Origin of the sequence: Streptomyces sp. NPDC006393 (genome assembly GCF_040628575.1) — a bacterium.
In the GTDB taxonomy this organism is placed as follows: Bacteria; Actinomycetota; Actinomycetes; order Streptomycetales; family Streptomycetaceae; genus Streptomyces.
Window position 1 is genome coordinate 22,044 of the sequence record NZ_JBEXZD010000031.1, and the last position, 16,398, is coordinate 38,441.

Genomic DNA, 16,398 nt, shown 5'->3' on the forward strand with positions numbered 1-16,398 from the left:
AGCGGGAGGGCTCAGTGGGTCTCGGGGCGGAGGACCTTGGTCCGGAGGACCGACTCGTTCAGGTTCATCTGGCGGTCGAGCTCCTTGACGACCGCAGGCTCGGCCTGCAGGTCGATGACCGAGTAGATGCCCTCGGGCTTCTTCTTGATCTCGTACGCGAGACGACGACGGCCCCAGGTGTCGACCTTCTCGACCTTTCCGCCGCCGTCACGGACGACAGAGAGGAAGTTCTCGATCAGCGGGGAGACAGCGCGCTCCTCGACGTCGGGGTCGAGGATGACCATCACCTCGTAGTGACGCATGTGGAACCCACCTCCTTTGGACTCAGCGGCCACGGTCGTTCCGTGGCAGGAGGGTTGTGATGCGTACGCAATCGTGCTTGCCAGTAAATCAGCCGGCACTGACAATCGGGGTCGGCCGACGGAATCTCCGGGCCGTCCCCAGGTTGCCCTGGCTTCGGTCCGGGCAGACACGAGTGCAGACGGTACAGACTACCCGCACCCCCGCTTCCGGTTGAAATCGGGGCGCAGGACCCGGCAACCTGGACACCTCGGGTGTGCACGGCGCTACGATGCGCCGCTTTTCGCTGGAGGTGCCCCATGGCACAGACGATGCGACCGAACACCGCCGCGAGCAACGGGCTCTTCGCCACGGACGGCAAGTCCCACCCGCTGCAGGACACCCTGCTCGCGGTGACCCTGGTGCTGGGTGTGCTCGCCTTCATCACCGGGCTCCTCTTCCACAGCCTGCATCTGGTGAGTTCCTGGGCCGGCCTGGCGGGCATCCTCACCGGGGCGTACGGCCAGTGGATCTCCGTGACCACGCGCGAGCGCTTCGGGCTGATCCTCGGCCTCGGCGCCGCCGCGATCGGTTTCTTCCTCGGCATGGCACACGGCGGCCTCTTCGGCGGCGTCATCAGCTGACGCCGGGCAATCGCGGCCGCTCCTGTTCCCGGACGGCGTCCGCCCGACCCCACGGGCGCCGCACGGTCCGAGCGCAGCACGCCCCGGCCCCTTGCCGGGCCGGGGCGAAGGTTGCGTGCGGCCAGAGTGCGCGCTCCCGGGGCGCAGTAGGCTTCGGCGCGAGAGCCGGAGCCCCTGAACCCATGGGGACACGCCAGCCCGAGGAGCGCCCCGAATGAGCCTGACCCTGAGGACCATCAGTCGAGAGCAGCATCTGGCCTACATCCAGAGTCTGCCGGCGGCGAGTCACATGCAGGTCCCGGCATGGGCGGACGTCAAGGCGGAGTGGCGCTCGGAGAATCTCGGCTGGTTCGACGACCGCACCGGCGAGATGGTCGGTGCCGGTCTGGTCCTCTACCGTCAGCTGCCCAAGATCAAGCGCTATCTCGCCTATCTGCCCGAGGGCCCGGTCATCAACTGGTTCGCGCCGAACCTCGACGACTGGATCCAGCCGATGCTGGCGCATCTGAAGCAGCAGGGTGCCTTCTCGGTGAAGATGGGCCCGCCGGTGATCATCCGCCGCTGGAACTCGGAGACCATCAAGAGGGGCATCCAGGACTCCGACGTCAAGCGCCTGCGCGACCTCGAGGCCGACTTCATCGAGCCCCGCGCCTTCGAGGTCGCCGACAAGCTGCGCCGCATGGGCTGGCAGCAGGGTGAGGACGGGGGCGCCGGCTTCGGTGACGTCCAGCCCCGCTACGTCTTCCAGGTGCCGCTCGCCAACCGGTCCCTGGAAGAAGTGCACAAGAACTTCAACCAGCTGTGGCGCCGCAACATCAAGAAGGCCGAGAAGGCGGGCGTCGAGGTCGTCCAGGGCGGCTACCACGACCTGGAGGAGTGGCAGCGGCTGTACGAGATCACGGCCGTGCGCGACCACTTCCGGCCGCGCCCGCTGTCGTACTTCCAGCGCATGTGGATGGCCCTCAACTCGGAGGACCCGAACCGCATGCGGCTGTACTTCGCGCGGCACAACGGCGTGAACCTGGCCGCGGCGACGATGCTGATCGTCGGGGGCCACGTCTGGTACTCCTACGGGGCCTCCGACAACATCGGCCGTGAGGTCCGCCCCTCGAACGCGATGCAGTGGCGGATGCTGCGCGACGCCTACGCCCTCGGCGCCACGGTCTACGACCTGCGCGGCATCTCCGACTCGCTGGACGAGACCGACCACCTGTTCGGCCTGATCCAGTTCAAGGTCGGTACCGGCGGGCAGGCCGCCGAGTACCTCGGCGAGTGGGACTTCCCGCTGAACAAGCTGCTCCACAAGGCGCTCGACATCTACATGTCGCGCCGCTGACCTCGCGTTCGACCGCTCGACACCGTCGCTCCGCTTCGACACCGTCGGCAATCCCCACACTTCTGATTCACCGCAGCCACGAGAAAGGTTCCGGGTCCGGCCATGGCGCTCACGCTCTACGTCGACACCGCGCGCTGGCGGGCGCACCACAAGCACGTGCAGGAGCAGTTCCCGGGACTGGTCCCGGTCTGCAAGGGCAACGGCTACGGCTTCGGCCACGAGCGGCTGGCGGAGGAGGCCACCCGGCTCGGCTCGGACGTCCTCGCCGTCGGCACCACGTACGAGGCCGCGCGGATCAAGGACTGGTTCGGCGGTGACCTGCTGGTGCTGACCCCCTACCGGCGCGGCGAGGAGCCCGTGCCGCTGCCCGACCGGGTGATCCGGTCGGTGTCGTCGATCGACGGCGTGTACGGCCTGGTGGGGGCGCGTGTCGTGATCGAGGTGATGTCCTCGATGAAGCGGCACGGCGTCAGTGAGCAGGACCTGCCGCAGCTGCACGCCGCCATCGAGAACGTCCGCCTGGAGGGCTTCGCCATCCATCTGCCGCTGGATCGCACCGACGGCTCGGACGCCGTCGAGGAGGTCATCGGCTGGATGGACCGGCTGCGCGCGGCGCGGCTGCCGCTGCACACCATGTTCGTCAGCCACCTGAAGGCCGAGGAACTCGCCCGGTTGCAGCAGCAGTTCCCGCAGACCCGGTTCCGCGCCCGCATCGGCACACGGCTGTGGCTCGGTGACCACGAGGCCACCGAGTACCGCGGCGCGGTCCTGGACGTCACACGGGTGGCCAAGGGCGACCGCTTCGGCTACCGCCAGCAGAAGGCGGCCTCCGACGGCTTCCTCGTCGTCGTGGCGGGGGGCACGTCGCACGGAGTGGGCCTGGAGGCACCGAAGGCACTGCACGGCGTCATGCCGCGCGCCAAGGGCGTGGCACGGGCCGGGCTGGCCACGGTGAACCGGAACCTCTCGCCGTTCGTCTGGGGCGGCAAGCAGCGCTGGTTCGCCGAGCCCCCGCACATGCAGGTCTCCATCCTGTTCGTGCCCTCGGACGCCGCGGAGCCGAAGGTCGGGGACGAACTGGTGGCCCATCTGCGGCACACCACCACACAGTTCGACCGGCTCGTGGACCGCTGAGCGGTCCCTCCACGCCGAAGGCCGTACACGGTGCCCGCCGTGTACGGCCTTCGGTCTTCCTGAAGCCTCCTGAGGCCTCCTCAGCGCCGTTCGCTCACAGCGAACGGTCCTCGGGTGGCGCCGGGATCCGGCTGCCCCACTCCACCGGCGGCCCGCCGAAGTGTGCCGCGTGGAGCCGGGAATGGCCCGAGGTACCGAGGACGAAGTGGTCCGGCGCGCCGTCGAGCACACCACCCGAGGGATCGTCGTCCCCGCCCCGGCGCACCACGTCCCGCTCCGGCATCAGGATGTCGCGGACGACGACCGCGCACAGGAACAGCGTCCCCGCCAGATGAATGGCGATCGCCCACTGGTAGCCGTGGGTCGGCAGTCCCTTGTGCGCGTCCCCGCTGGTCGTGTACGCGAGGTACATCCAGATACCGAGGAAGTACGCCACCTCGCAGGCCTGCCAGATCAGGAAGTCCCGCCACTTCGGGCGGGCCAGCACCGCGAGCGGCACCAGCCACAGCACGTACTGCGGTGAGTAGACCTTGTTGGTGAGGATGAACGCCGCCACCACCAGGAAGGCCAGCTGGGCGAAGCGCGGGCGGCGGGGAGCGAACAGGGCGAGCGCCGCGATGCCGAGGAAGCACAGCACCACCAGCAGCGTGGCCACGGTGTTGACGAAGTCGGTGCTGGGCGGACTGCTGGAGTTCTGGGCCCAGATCAGCCAGAAGGATCCGAAGTCGACGCCCCGGTCGTGGCTGAACCTGTAGAACTGCCACCAGCCGTCGGAGGCGAAGGCCATCACCGGCACGTTCACCAGCAGCCAGGCGACGACCGCACCCGCCAGGGCCCTGCCGAAGTCCCGCCATCGGCCCGCCCGCCAGCAGAGCACGAGCAGGGGACCGAGCAGGAGCACCGGGTAGAGCTTGGCGGCCGTGGCGAGCCCTAGGAGGACACCGAAGGCGAGGGAGCGCTGCCGGGACCACATCAGCATCGCGGCGGCCGTCAGGGCGACCGCCAGCAGGTCCCAGTTGATGGTCGCGGTCAGTGCGAAGGCCGGCGCCAAGGCCACCAGCAGACCGTCCCAGGGACGCCGGGCATGGGTGCGGACCACACAGACGGCGATCACGGCCGCGCAGACCATCAGCATCCCGGCGTTGACCATCCAGTACCACTGCTCCTGGTGCTGGATGGTGCCGCTGTGCGGGGTCAGCCAGGAGGCCACCTCCATGAACACACCGGTCAGCACCGGATACTCGAGGTACGGCATGTCGCCGGTGAGCTTGTCGAAGTAGGGCACGAGGCCGTCGGCGAAGCCGCGCCCCTGGTAGAGGTGCGGGATGTCCGAGTAGCAGGCCTTCGTGTACTGCGAGCTGGCCCCGAAGAACCACGCGCTGTGGTAGCAGGGCGCCTTCTGGACCAGGCCGAGGGCGAACATGCCGATCGCGACGAGCGCGACGACCCGCACCGGAGTCCACCAGGACGTCCCGAGCAGGGCGCGCCGCCCGGCAGGACCGCCGATCAGCTCGCTGCCGGCCGCAGCGACCTCGTCCTCCCTGGTCGGCAGCACCGGGCCGGGGGCGGGCTCGTGCACGCTCGCTTGCGTCGATTCAGCACTGGGCATGCCGCCATCCTGCCGTACGCGTCCCGGAAAAGCCGTGGGCCGCCGCACCTCGACGGTGCGACGGCCCATGTTTCACGTGAAACGTCCTTACCGGACGGCGCCGGGTCCAGGACTCGCGGCCTCGCCGCTAATTGCCCGTGCCTCCGAAGAAGCCTCCGTTGCCGTTGCCCCGGGTGGTGCCTTCGGTGCTGGTCTCCGTGGCGGTGGGGGTCGGGGAGGGGAAGCCTCCGTCCGTCCCGCCGGCGTCGTTGCCTCCGTTGCCGTTGCCGCCGTTCTGACCGCCGGTGTCCGAGCAGCCGAAGAAACCACAGTTCGACTCGGTCGGCGTGGGCGACGGACTGGTACGGGTCTCGGTGGGCGTGGGCGTCGGCGTCGGGCTCGACTCCTGGCTCTGGGTGGCCGAGGGAGTGGGCGTGGGGCTGGGAGCGGCGTTGACGATCTCACCGATGGGCTCGGGCGTCGGGAACGGCTCGGCCGGCTGGCCTTCGAGCGCCTGCAGCATGTAGTCGTGCCAGATCTGCGCCGGGAACGAGGCACCGTGGATCTTCTTCTGGCCGCCCGTTCCATACATCTCCAGGAAGGTGCGCGACTTGTTCTTCTCGTTGTCGTCCATCCGGAACATGCTGATGGCGGTGGACAGCTGCCGGGTGTAGCCCACGAACCAGGCGGACTTGTTGCCGTCGGTGGTACCCGTCTTGCCGGCCACCTCCCGCCCGGGCAGCTGGGCGTTGGTACCCGTTCCCTTCTCGACCACGGTCTTGAGGACGTCCGTCACATTGTCGGCGACCGCCGCGGTGAAGGCCTGCTTCGTGCTGCTCCTGTGCTCGTAGACCTGCCCGTCCTTGTTGTTGACCTCCAGGACGGAGAACGGGTCGTTCTGCTTGCCGCTGGCCGCGAACGTGGCGTAGGCGCCGGCCATGCGGATCGCGCTGGGGTCGGAGATGCCGATGGAGAAGGAGGGGTAGCTGGTGCCGGCCAGGCTGTCCTCCTTCAGTCCCGCGTCCAGGGCCGCCTGCTTGACCTTCTCCAGACCCACGTCCATGCCGAGCTGGACGAACGCGGAGTTCACCGACTCCCGCATCGCCTCGCGCAGATCGATCATGTAGTTCGGCGGGGTCCCGTAGGACTCATTGCCGTCGTTGGTCTGGTTCCACTCCTTTCCCTCCTCGTTCTTCCAGACCGTCCCGTCGTAGTCCTTGATCTTGAGCTTGTTCTTGCCGCTGAAGCGGCTCTTGGGCGAGACCTGGGTGCGTTCGTCCTGCGCCTGTACCGGGTCCTTGTGCGGGTCGCGGACACCGTCCCGCATGGCCGCCGCCAGCACGAACGGCTTGAAGGTCGAACCCACCTGCGCGCCGGTGGCGTCGGCGTTGTCGGTGAAGTGCTTCGTCCAGTCCTCACCGCCGTAGATCGCCTTGATGGCCCCCGTGGCCGGGTCCACCGAGGCCCCGCCGAACTGGACGTGGGTGTCGGTGTCCGGACGCTCCTTCGGCTTGATGTTGGCCTTCTGGACCTTCTCGACCGCGCTCTTGAGCTCGTTGACCTTCTTCTTGTCGAAGGTCGTCTTGATCCTGTAGCCGCCCAGCTGCAACTGCTCCTGGGTGATGTGCGTCTCGTCGCTGTGGGCGACCAGGTAGCTGTTGGCCAGGTCGACGAGGTAGCCGATCTGACCGCTCAGCCTGGTGTTGGACCGCGGGTTCTCCCAGTGCGGGAGCTTGGTGTACTTGGCCCGTTCGGCGGCGCCCAGATGGCCGTACTTGACCATCTTGTCCAGAGTGTCCTGCATCTGTGCCGTGGCGCGCTTGGCGTTGGCCTGGGGCGTGGCGGCCGGGTCGATGGACACGGAGCCGGCCGGGTCGTAGTACGTGGCGCCCTTGAGCATCGCCGCGAGGAAGGCGCACTCGCCCGGGTTCAGCTGGATGGCGTCCTTGTTGAAGTACGCGCGCGCGGCCGCCTGGATGCCGTACGCCCCCCGGCCGTAGTACGCCGAGTTCAGGTAGCCGGCCAGGATGTCGTCCTTCTTGACGGTGGCGCCCACCTTGATCGAGATGAAGATCTCCTTGAACTTGCGGGAGACCGTCTGCGACTGGTCGTCCAGGCGCGCGTTCTTGACGTACTGCTGGGTGATCGTGGAACCACCCTGCGTCTGACCACCGGTGGCCATGTTGAAGACCGCACGGGCGATGCCCTTGGGGTCGATGCCGCTGTCGGTGTAGAAGGTCTTGTTCTCCTGCGAGATGACCGCCCAGCGCATCGCCTCGGGGATCTGCGAGAGGTTGACGATCTGGCGGTTCGTCTCACCGCCCGTCGCGACCATCGGCGTTCCGTCGGACCAGAGGTAGACGTTGTTCTGCGCCGTCGCGGTCTGGGCGACGTTGGGCACGCTCACCATGGCGTACCCGATGCCCGCCACTGCCACGAGGCTCCCGATGAAGCCGATGAACAGTCCCGAGACCAGCTTCCAGGAAGGCACCCAGCGGCGCCAGCCGTACTTGCCCGCCCGCGGGTAGTCGATGAACCGCTTCCTGGCGGGGGGAGCCGTCCGCCCCCGGCCGCGCCCCGGCCCGTTCGGGCCGCCGGGGCCGCCCCCTCTGCGCCGGCCACCGCCTCTCTGCGCGGCCCGGCGGGCCTCGGCGCGCCCGCCGTACGGGCGGCCCTCACCCCCCGCACCGTACGAGCCCGACCCGTAGGACGTGGACCCATAGGAGTCTGCAGGTGACCCGGTGGCGCCTCGCGGTGCCGCACGGCGGCCGGAGGACGAACCGGACTGGCCGCGTCGGGCCGCGGCACGTCCGCCTCCCTGCGGCTGCGGCGGTTTGCGACGGTGCTCGCTCATCGAACGACTACTCCTCGGGCAGGCGCACCCTTGCGCGCCTGGAAACGGCGGCTGGTTTCCGGTCCCCCCGAAGTACGGATGTGGTCGGTCGCGCATTCACCCGTACTGCACCAGGGACGAGGACGTCCCCAGGCGTCACTCGGTTCCCGGCGGTCTGCATGGCGCACAGACTACGCACCGCCAAAACCCACCGGGTCCCGAAGTTCACCCCAAATCAGGCAACTTGCCTCCACCGAAACAGTGATGTGATCCCGCTCACCATGTCACCTCTTGTCGCATGCGCAGCGCCGTTCTATCGTCGTGATGTATCGAGTCGATACATCAGGGCGACATAAAGACCGTCACGGCACCCGGAGTGGCCCGCCACCACCGGGTCGCGGCAGAGAGGAGGCGACAGTGGGCCGGCGTTCCGGAATCCTCGAGTTCGCCGTACTCGGCCTGCTCCGCGAGTCCCCGATGCACGGCTATGAGCTGCGCAAACGACTCAATACGTCACTGGGTGTGTTCCGTGCGTTCAGCTACGGGACGCTCTACCCCTGCCTCAAGACGCTGGTCGCGAACGGCTGGTTGATCGAGGAGCCGGGGAGCACCGCCGAGGACACCGTCGCCGCCGCGCTCGCGGGGCGTCGCGCCAAGATCGTCTACCGGTTGACGGCAGAAGGTAAGGAGCACTTCGAGGAGCTGCTCTCCCAGACGGGCCCCGACACGTACGACGACGAGCACTTCGCCGCGCGCTTCGCCTTCTTCGGGCAGACGTCGCGCGACGTACGCATGCGCGTGCTCGAGGGCCGCCGCAGTCGGCTGGAGGAGCGCCTGGAGAAGATGCGCGCCTCCCTCGCGCGCACCCGGGAGCGCCTCGACGACTACACCCTCGAGCTCCAGCGCCACGGGATGGAGTCCGTGGAGCGCGAAGTGCGCTGGCTGAACGAGCTCATCGAGAGCGAGCGGGCCGGACGGGACCTGAAGGGTTCCGCCACCGGGGGGACCGCTCAGCAGGACACCACCAATGGAGCGACGGGCGGCCTGCCCCGGACCGGGGATCCTTCCCGGCCGGATACGCCCGGCGACACCGCCACGTGAGGTCCCGTCGGGGCTTCACCGAGTACACACAGGGAGCAACCGGAATGGGTTCGGTTCGCGTAGCCATCGTCGGCGTGGGCAACTGCGCCGCATCGCTGGTGCAGGGCGTCGAGTACTACAAGGACGCCGACCCGGCCTCCAAGGTCCCGGGCCTCATGCACGTGCAGTTCGGCGACTACCACGTGCGGGACGTCGAGTTCGTCGCCGCCTTCGACGTCGACGCGAAGAAGGTCGGTCTGGACCTCGCGGACGCCATCGGCGCGTCGGAGAACAACACCATCAAGATCTGCGACGTCCCCTCCACCGGTGTGACGGTCCAGCGCGGCCACACCCTGGACGGTCTCGGCAAGTACTACCGCCAGACCATCGAGGAGTCCGCCGAGGAGCCGGTCGACATCGTCCAGGTCCTCAAGGACAAGCAGGTCGACGTCCTGGTCTGCTACCTGCCGGTCGGCTCCGAGGACGCGGCGAAGTTCTACGCCCAGTGCGCCATCGACGCCAAGGTCGCCTTCGTCAACGCCCTCCCGGTCTTCATCGCCGGCACCAAGGAGTGGGCGGACAAGTTCACCGAGGCGGGCGTGCCGATCGTCGGTGACGACATCAAGTCCCAGGTCGGCGCCACCATCACGCACCGTGTCATGGCGAAGCTGTTCGAGGACCGCGGCGTCATCCTGGACCGCACGATGCAGCTGAACGTCGGCGGCAACATGGACTTCAAGAACATGCTCGAGCGTGAGCGCCTGGAGTCCAAGAAGATCTCCAAGACCCAGGCCGTCACCTCCCAGATCCCCGACCGGGACCTCGGCGAGAAGAACGTCCACATCGGCCCGTCCGACTACGTGGCCTGGCTCGACGACCGCAAGTGGGCCTACGTCCGCCTCGAGGGCCGCGCCTTCGGTGACGTTCCGCTGAACCTGGAGTACAAGCTCGAGGTCTGGGACTCCCCGAACTCCGCCGGTGTCATCATCGACGCCCTGCGCGCCGCGAAGATCGCCAAGGACCGGGGCATCGGCGGCCCGATCCTGTCGGCGTCCTCGTACTTCATGAAGTCCCCGCCGGTCCAGTACTTCGACGACGAGGCCCGCGAGAACGTGGAGAAGTTCATCCGCGGCGACGTCGAGCGCTGAAAAACCGCTCCTGCCAGGGCTGTTGGGTCCCCGGGCCGGGTACGCCACGCGTACCGGACCCGGGGACCCTTCCCGTATGTGAGGCTGTGCCTCATGGCCGTCGTCCGTGACCTGCGCGTCCTGCTGCGCTTCAAGGATTTCCGGCGCCTTCTCGCCATACGGCTCCTCTCCCAGGAGGCAGACGGCGTGTACCAGGTCGCGCTCGCCACCTACGTCGTCTTCTCCCCGGAGCATCAGGCCTCGGCCGCCGCGGTCGCCTCGGCGATGGCGGTGCTGCTGCTGCCGTACTCCCTGGTCGGCCCCTTCGCCGGGGTTCTGCTGGACCGCTGGCGGCGCCGTCAGGTCTTCCTCTACGGCAATCTGGTGCGCGCGGTGATGGCGGCGGCGACGGCCGTGCTGATGGTGGCCGCCGTCCCCGATCGGCTGTTCTACGTCTCGGCTCTGTGCGTCACCGCCGTCAATCGCTTCGTCCTCGCGGGGCTGTCCGCGGCGCTGCCACGGGTGGTCGACGCCGAGCGGCTGGTGATGGCCAACTCCCTGTCGCCGACGGCGGGCTCCCTGGCCGCCTTCGCGGGCGGCGGGCTCGCCTTCCTCGTGCGCCTGGCGGGTGCGGACTCCGACGCGGCCGTGGTGCTGCTCGGCGCCGTCCTCTATCTGTGCTCGGCCCTCGTGTCGCTGCTCATGGCGCCGGAGCTGCTCGGTCCCGACCGCGGCCCGGCGCGGCCGCGGCTGGGCGCCGCGCTGACCGGAACCGCACGTGAGCTGGCGGCCGGCGTACGCCATCTCGCGGCGCCGCCCCGCAGGGCGGCGGCCCGGGCGCTGGCCTCGATGACGCTGATGCGGTTCTGCTACGGCGCGCTGACGGTCATGGTGCTGATGCTGTGCCGCTACGGCCTGACGTCCGGCACCGGTGAGGGCCTGCGCCTGCTCGGGCTGGCGCTGGGCTTCTCCGGTGCCGGGTTCTTCGCCGCGGCGGTCGTGACCCCCTGGGCGGCGGGACGGCTGGGCCCGGCCCGCTGGATCGCCGTGTGCGCCGGCTCGGCCGCCGTTCTGGAGGCCGCCCTCGGCCTTCCGTTCGCCACCGGCCCGCTGCTGGTCACCGCCTTCGTCCTGGGGCTGACCACCCAGGGAGCGAAGATCGCCACGGACACGATCGTGCAGTCGGTGATCGAGGACGGCTTCCGTGGCCGGATCTTCTCCGTGTACGACGTGTTGTTCAACGCCGCCTTCGTGGGCGCCGCGGGCGTCGCCGCCCTGATGCTGCCGCCGGACGGCCGTTCGGCCGTGCTCGTGGTCACGGTGGCCGTGATCTACGGGGTCGTTGCGGGGGCTATGGCCTGGTTTGAACGCCAGTAAGTGTCACATCAATGACACAGACCCCCTACGGAGTACGGGGTTGTCACTGGCGGGCTGTAGCTTACGTGCGTCTTATTTCGACGCCATGTCCGCGTCATCCTGCCTACGTTCCAGGGGGACTCCCACGTGACCACTCCGCCGCCCCAGGGCCAGAACCCGTACGCCCAGGCGCCCTCCGCTCCGATGGGGCAGCAGCCCGGCCAGTCCTACCCCCCGCAGCAGCAGCCCTACGCCCCGTTCCCGCAGCAGCAGGGCGTGCCGGTTCCGCCGCCGCCCGCGCCGACGAGGCGCGGTGGCAAGAAGACGCTGCGCATCGTGGGCGGCATCCTCGTCGCCGTCATCGTCGCCCTGCTGAAGTTCGGCGGCGCTCTCGGGCTGGGCTGGTTCCTGGGGCGCGACGACGCGGAGACCACCTCGGTGGGCGCGTGCATGCACAACAACGGCACGATGACCGATCCGGACCTCAAGGAAGTCGACTGCTCGTCCGGTGACGCGCAGTACAAGGTGGTCCAGAAGTTCGACGGCTCCACCGACCAGGACAAGTGCCAGGCCGTCACCGACGCGACGATCTCCTATGTCCAGTACGGCGGCGGTCACGACGTGGTGCTCTGCCTGAAGGAAAGCAAGTAGCACCCACTCGGCTCATGACGGAGGGGCGACGTTTCACGTGAAACGTCGCCCCTCTCGCGTCCCGGGGTCATGTTTCACGTGAAACATGACCCCACTGCATGACTCAGCCCTGCTCGGCCCACCATTCCTTCAGGGCCGCGACCGCCACGTCGTGCTCCATCGGGCCGTTCTCCAGGCGGAGCTCCAGCATGTGCTTGTAGGCGCGGCCGACGGCCGGCCCTGGCTTGATACCCAGGATCTCCATGATCTGGTTGCCGTCCAGGTCCGGGCGGATCGCGTCCAGCTCCTCCTGCTCCTGCAACTGGGCGATGCGCTTCTCCAGACCGTCGTAGGCACGGGAGAGAGCGGTCGCCTTGCGCTTGTTGCGCGTGGTGCAGTCGGAGCGGGTCAGCTTGTGGAGGCGGTCGAGGAGAGGTCCGGCATCGCGGACGTAACGGCGGACGGCGGAGTCCGTCCACCCGCTGGTGCCGTAGCCGTGGAACCGCAGGTGCAGCTCGACGAGACGGGAGACGTCCTTCACCAGCTCATTGGAGTACTTCAGGGCGGTCATGCGCTTCTTGGTCATCTTCGCGCCGACCACCTCATGGTGATGGAAGGAGACCCGGCCGTCCTTCTCGAAGCGCCGGGTGCGCGGCTTGCCGATGTCATGCAGCAGCGCGGCCAGCCGCAGCGCGAGGTCGGGGCCGTTCTCCTCCAAGGCGATCGCCTGCTCCAGGACGATCAGGGTGTGGTCGTAGACGTCCTTGTGCCGGTGGTGCTCGTCGCTCTCCAGGCGCAGGGCCGGCAGCTCGGGCAGCACCCGGTCGGCGATCCCCGTGTCGACGAGAAGGGCCAGGCCCTTGCGCGGGTGGGTGGACAGGATCAGCTTGTTGAGCTCGTCCCGTACGCGTTCGGCGGAGACGATCTCGATGCGCCCGGCCATCTCCTTCATCGCCGTGACGACCTCCGGGGCGACGTCGAAGTCGAGCTGGGCGGCGAAACGCGCGGCCCGCATCATGCGCAGCGGGTCGTCGGAGAAGGACTCCTCGGGCGTTCCAGGGGTGCGCAGCACGCGCGCCGCGAGGTCCTCCAGGCCACCGTGCGGGTCGATGAACCTCTTCTCCGGCAGGGCGACCGCCATCGCGTTGACGGTGAAGTCACGCCGGACGAGGTCCTCCTCGATGGAGTCGCCGTACGACACCTCAGGCTTGCGCGAGGTGCGGTCGTAGGCCTCGGACCGGTAGGTCGTGACCTCGATCTGAAAGGACCGGTCGGCGTCCTGGACCCGGGCCTGCTTCTGGACCCCGACCGTGCCGAAGGCGATGCCCACGTCCCACACCGCGTCCGCCCAGGGCCGCACGATCTTCAGGACGTCCTCGGGACGGGCGTCGGTCGTGAAGTCCAGGTCGTTGCCGAGCCGGCCGAGCAGCGCGTCCCGGACCGAGCCGCCGACCAGGGCGAGCGAGAACCCGGCCTCCTGGAAGCGGCGCGCGAGGTCGTCGGCGACGGGGGCCACTCGCAGCAGTTCGCTCACCGCGCGCTGCTGCACCTGGCTCAGGGCAGAGGAAGTGTCATCGTTGGCGTTCGGCACAACAGAAAAGGGTACGTGTCCTGGGCGCCGGGCCGCCGCGACATAAGGCACCCGACCACGGCGACGTGTACGGGCACCCGGCTTCTCCTCATTCCCTTGCCCAGCAGCCGGCACCACGCCCACCTCTCCGCCGTGCACAAGCCTCGTCTTTGTGACGTACTGAACAGCATCCCCGGATAGGCGCATATCCAGGGCACCCGCGCCCCGCCACCGATCTTGTGGCCGCCTCCGCGGCACTTACCCTCGGCGCGCATCGTTACCATGCGTGGACGCACATTCCGACGACCACTGACGACGACGAGGGACGGGCGAGCGCGTGGCCGAGGCGGCAGACTTCCAGGGGACCAGTCCCTCACCTGCCCGCCGCCTGCTGCGGCGGGCCGGGGCACTGCTCGCCGGGGCGCCCCTGCTGGCCGGTCTGCTCCAGTTCTCGGCCGCTCCCAGTGCGCACGCCACCGGCCAGGACTCGCTCCGGGCCGCCTCCGGCTCGCGCACGGTGGCCGTCTCCCTCGACGCGCTCAGCCCCAGCGCACCCTCGGACGACGACACACTGACCGTCTCGGGCACCGTGACGAACACCGGCAAGCAGGCGGTCACCGACGCTCACGTGGGTCTGCGCGTCGGCCAGGAACTGGGCACCCGCTCCGCGATCGACGACGTCGCGCGGCGGACCGATTTCGTACCCGGCGCCGACGGACCGGAGATCGACGACAAGTACGCCCAGAAGTTCTCCGAGCTCGCCCCCGGCGTCGCCGAGCACTTCAGCATCTCCGTGCCGGTCGACAAGCTGAACCTGGGCGCGGACGGGGTCTACGAGTTCTCCGTCTCGCTCTCCGGCCAGACGTCCGCGCAGCCATGGGAGCAGGTGCTGGGCATCCAGCACACCTTCCTGCCCTGGCAGGCAGACGAAGCGGACACGAAGACGAAGACGACGTTTCTGTGGCCGCTGGTGTCCGCCGCCCACATGACGGCGGAGACGGGCCCCGGCGCGCAGCAGACCCCGGTTTTCCTCAACGACGACCTCGCCAAGGAGATCGCCCCCGGCGGCCGGCTGGAGCGCATGCTGACCCTGGGCAAGGACCTCGACGTCACCTGGGTGATCGACCCGGACCTGCTGGCGTCCGTCGACGCCATGACGCGCAACTACCGCGTCCAGCCGAAGGCCGGCTCCACGCCGGTCGCCGGGACCCACCAGGCCGTGGCCAAGCAGTGGCTCGCCGAGCTCCAGCAGGCGGTGGCGGGCAAGGAAGTCGTGGCGCTGCCCTTCGCCGACCCGGACCTGGCCTCCCTCGCCCACAACGGCACGAGCGTCACCGGATCGCTGAGCCAGCTCAAGGACGCCACCGATGTCGCCGGCAGCACGGTGGAGACCGTGCTGCACGTGAAGCCCGACACGGACTTCGCCTGGCCGGTGGACGGTGCCGTCGACCCGGCGATCGTCAGGGTCGCCACCTCCGCGGGCGCGGACAAGGTCATCGCGCGCAGCGACAGCATCCAGGAGTCCGACGCCCTGACCTACACGCCCTCCGCGGCCCGGCCGGTCGGCGGGGGCACCACGGCCGTCGTCACCGACGCCCGGATGTCGACGGCGTTCGAGGGTGACATGACGCGTGCCGGCGCCGGCACGCTCGCCGTGCAGCGTTTCCTGGCCCAGAGCCTCGCGCTGAACAACCAGACGAGCAAGCAGCGCAGCGTCGTCGTCGCCCCGCAGCGCATGCCCAGCGCGAGCCAGGCACAGGTCATGGCGCAGGCCCTGACCGCGCTCCAGCAGAGCACCTGGTCCCAGCCCCAGAACCTGGCCGCGGCGGCCAAGGCCAAGCCGGACCCCGAGGCCACGACCAGGATCCCGCCGGCCTCGGACTACCCCTCCTCGCTGCGCAAGCGTGAGCTCCGGCACTCCGCCTTCGCGATGATCGCCAGGACGCAGGACAAGGTCGACAACTTCAAGGTCGTGCTCACCGACCAGTCCCGGGTCGTCACGCCGTTCGGGCGGGCCATGAACCGCGAGATGTCCACATCGTGGCGGGGCCGCAAGAGCGCGGCGGAGACCTTCCGGGGCGGGGTGGAGGCCTACCTCGACGACCTCGCCGACGAGGTCAAGCTGATCGACAAGTCGGAGACGAAGCTCTCCGGCCACAGCGCCACGATCCCCGTGACCGTGCAGAACAATCTGGTGCAGGGCGTCGACCATCTGGTGCTGCGGCTCACCTCCACCAACCCCACCCGCCTCAAGATCGGCGGCGAGGCCTACTCGGAGCAGCAAGTGGCGGTCTCCGGCGGCCACACCCAGTCCGTGAAGTTCACCACGTCGGCCAACGCCAACGGTCCCGTCACGGTGATCGCCCAGCTGTACACACAGGACGGCCAGGTGTACGGCGCACCCGTCACCTTCGACGTGAAGGTCACCGAGATCACCGCCACCGTGATGCTGGTCATCGGGGGCGGCGTGCTGCTCCTCGTCCTCGCCGGCTTCCGCATGTACACCCAGCGCAAGCGGGCGGCGGCCAGGGAGAAGGAGGAGGACGCGCAGGAGACCGAGGACGCCGAGGACGCCGAGGACGCCGGGGACGCCGAGGACGCCGAGGACGGCTCCGGCGTCCTCGACGAGTCCGCCTCGAACGCGGCCGGACCGGAGACAGACGGACCGGAGAACCCCGAGACCCCTGCCGAGCGTCTCACGGAAGAGTCGGGATCCCGTTCTCGGGCAGACGCCCCGGAGCAGGCGAGTGACCCGGCACCGGACACCGCAGCGGAAAGCGCCGACCCGTCCGGCACGGGTGAGAAGGTGGACCGTTGAGGA

12 protein-coding genes are annotated in these 16,398 nt (G+C 69.0%); 8 read left to right on the plus strand and 4 right to left on the minus strand.

Annotation, left to right across the window (positions count from 1 at the left end; translation table 11 throughout):
• Window positions 1–11 precede the first annotated feature (11 nt).
• Window positions 12–302, minus strand: coding sequence for a 30S ribosomal protein S6 (rpsF, locus tag ABZ484_RS15590; protein ID WP_003991486.1), 291 nt, complete (start codon window positions 300–302; stop codon window positions 12–14).
• 297 nt (window positions 303–599) lie between these two features.
• On the opposite strand from rpsF, the gene ABZ484_RS15595 reads away from it, so the two are divergent.
• The 3 genes from ABZ484_RS15595 (at window position 600) to ABZ484_RS15605 (ending at window position 3,393) form a co-directional block, all read left to right on the plus strand.
• Window positions 600–923, plus strand: a complete 324-nt coding sequence (locus ABZ484_RS15595) for a hypothetical protein (protein WP_358866415.1) — start codon at window positions 600–602, stop codon at window positions 921–923.
• A gap of 214 nt (window positions 924–1,137) precedes the next feature.
• Window positions 1,138–2,259: a peptidoglycan bridge formation glycyltransferase FemX gene (gene femX / locus ABZ484_RS15600; RefSeq protein WP_358866416.1), complete on the plus strand. Its 1,122-nt coding sequence runs from the start codon at window positions 1,138–1,140 to the stop codon at window positions 2,257–2,259.
• Between the two features lie 102 nt (window positions 2,260–2,361).
• Window positions 2,362–3,393 carry an alanine racemase gene (locus tag ABZ484_RS15605; RefSeq protein WP_358866417.1) on the plus strand — a complete coding sequence of 344 codons (1,032 nt, stop codon included), beginning with the start codon at window positions 2,362–2,364 and terminating at the stop codon, window positions 3,391–3,393.
• A gap of 94 nt (window positions 3,394–3,487) precedes the next feature.
• Here ABZ484_RS15605 and ABZ484_RS15610 read toward each other — a convergent pair whose 3' ends face one another.
• On the minus strand, window positions 3,488–5,002 hold the full coding sequence (locus ABZ484_RS15610) for a glycosyltransferase 87 family protein (protein WP_358866418.1): 1,515 nt from the start codon (window positions 5,000–5,002) through the stop codon (window positions 3,488–3,490).
• A 127-nt stretch (window positions 5,003–5,129) separates the two neighbouring features.
• Entirely contained in the window at window positions 5,130–7,835 is a 2,706-nt protein-coding gene (locus tag ABZ484_RS15615) for a transglycosylase domain-containing protein (RefSeq protein ID WP_358866419.1), read from the minus strand.
• Between the two features lie 396 nt (window positions 7,836–8,231).
• Between ABZ484_RS15615 and ABZ484_RS15620 the strand changes: the two genes are divergently transcribed.
• The 4 genes from ABZ484_RS15620 to ABZ484_RS15635 all read left to right on the plus strand — a co-directional run bounded on the left by ABZ484_RS15620 (window position 8,232) and on the right by ABZ484_RS15635 (window position 12,028).
• Window positions 8,232–8,915, plus strand: coding sequence for a helix-turn-helix transcriptional regulator (locus ABZ484_RS15620; protein ID WP_358866420.1), 684 nt, complete (start codon window positions 8,232–8,234; stop codon window positions 8,913–8,915).
• A gap of 44 nt (window positions 8,916–8,959) precedes the next feature.
• Window positions 8,960–10,042, plus strand: a complete 1,083-nt coding sequence (locus tag ABZ484_RS15625; protein ID WP_358866421.1) for an inositol-3-phosphate synthase — start codon at window positions 8,960–8,962, stop codon at window positions 10,040–10,042.
• A gap of 93 nt (window positions 10,043–10,135) precedes the next feature.
• Window positions 10,136–11,398, plus strand: coding sequence for an MFS transporter (locus tag ABZ484_RS15630; RefSeq protein ID WP_358866422.1), 1,263 nt, complete (start codon window positions 10,136–10,138; stop codon window positions 11,396–11,398).
• Between the two features lie 126 nt (window positions 11,399–11,524).
• Complete coding sequence (locus ABZ484_RS15635) at window positions 11,525–12,028, plus strand: hypothetical protein (protein WP_358866423.1); 504 nt, start codon at window positions 11,525–11,527, stop codon at window positions 12,026–12,028.
• A 103-nt stretch (window positions 12,029–12,131) separates the two neighbouring features.
• On the opposite strand, the gene ABZ484_RS15640 is transcribed toward ABZ484_RS15635, so the two are convergent.
• A complete protein-coding gene (locus ABZ484_RS15640) occupies window positions 12,132–13,598 on the minus strand; it encodes a CCA tRNA nucleotidyltransferase (protein ID WP_358866424.1) in 1,467 nt (488 codons plus the stop codon).
• Between the two features lie 316 nt (window positions 13,599–13,914).
• Between ABZ484_RS15640 and ABZ484_RS15645 the strand changes: the two genes are divergently transcribed.
• The gene (locus ABZ484_RS15645; protein WP_358866425.1) at window positions 13,915–16,395 is read left to right on the plus strand and encodes a DUF6049 family protein; all 2,481 of its coding nucleotides are present in this window, start codon (window positions 13,915–13,917) and stop codon (window positions 16,393–16,395) included.
• Window positions 16,396–16,398 lie beyond the last annotated feature (3 nt).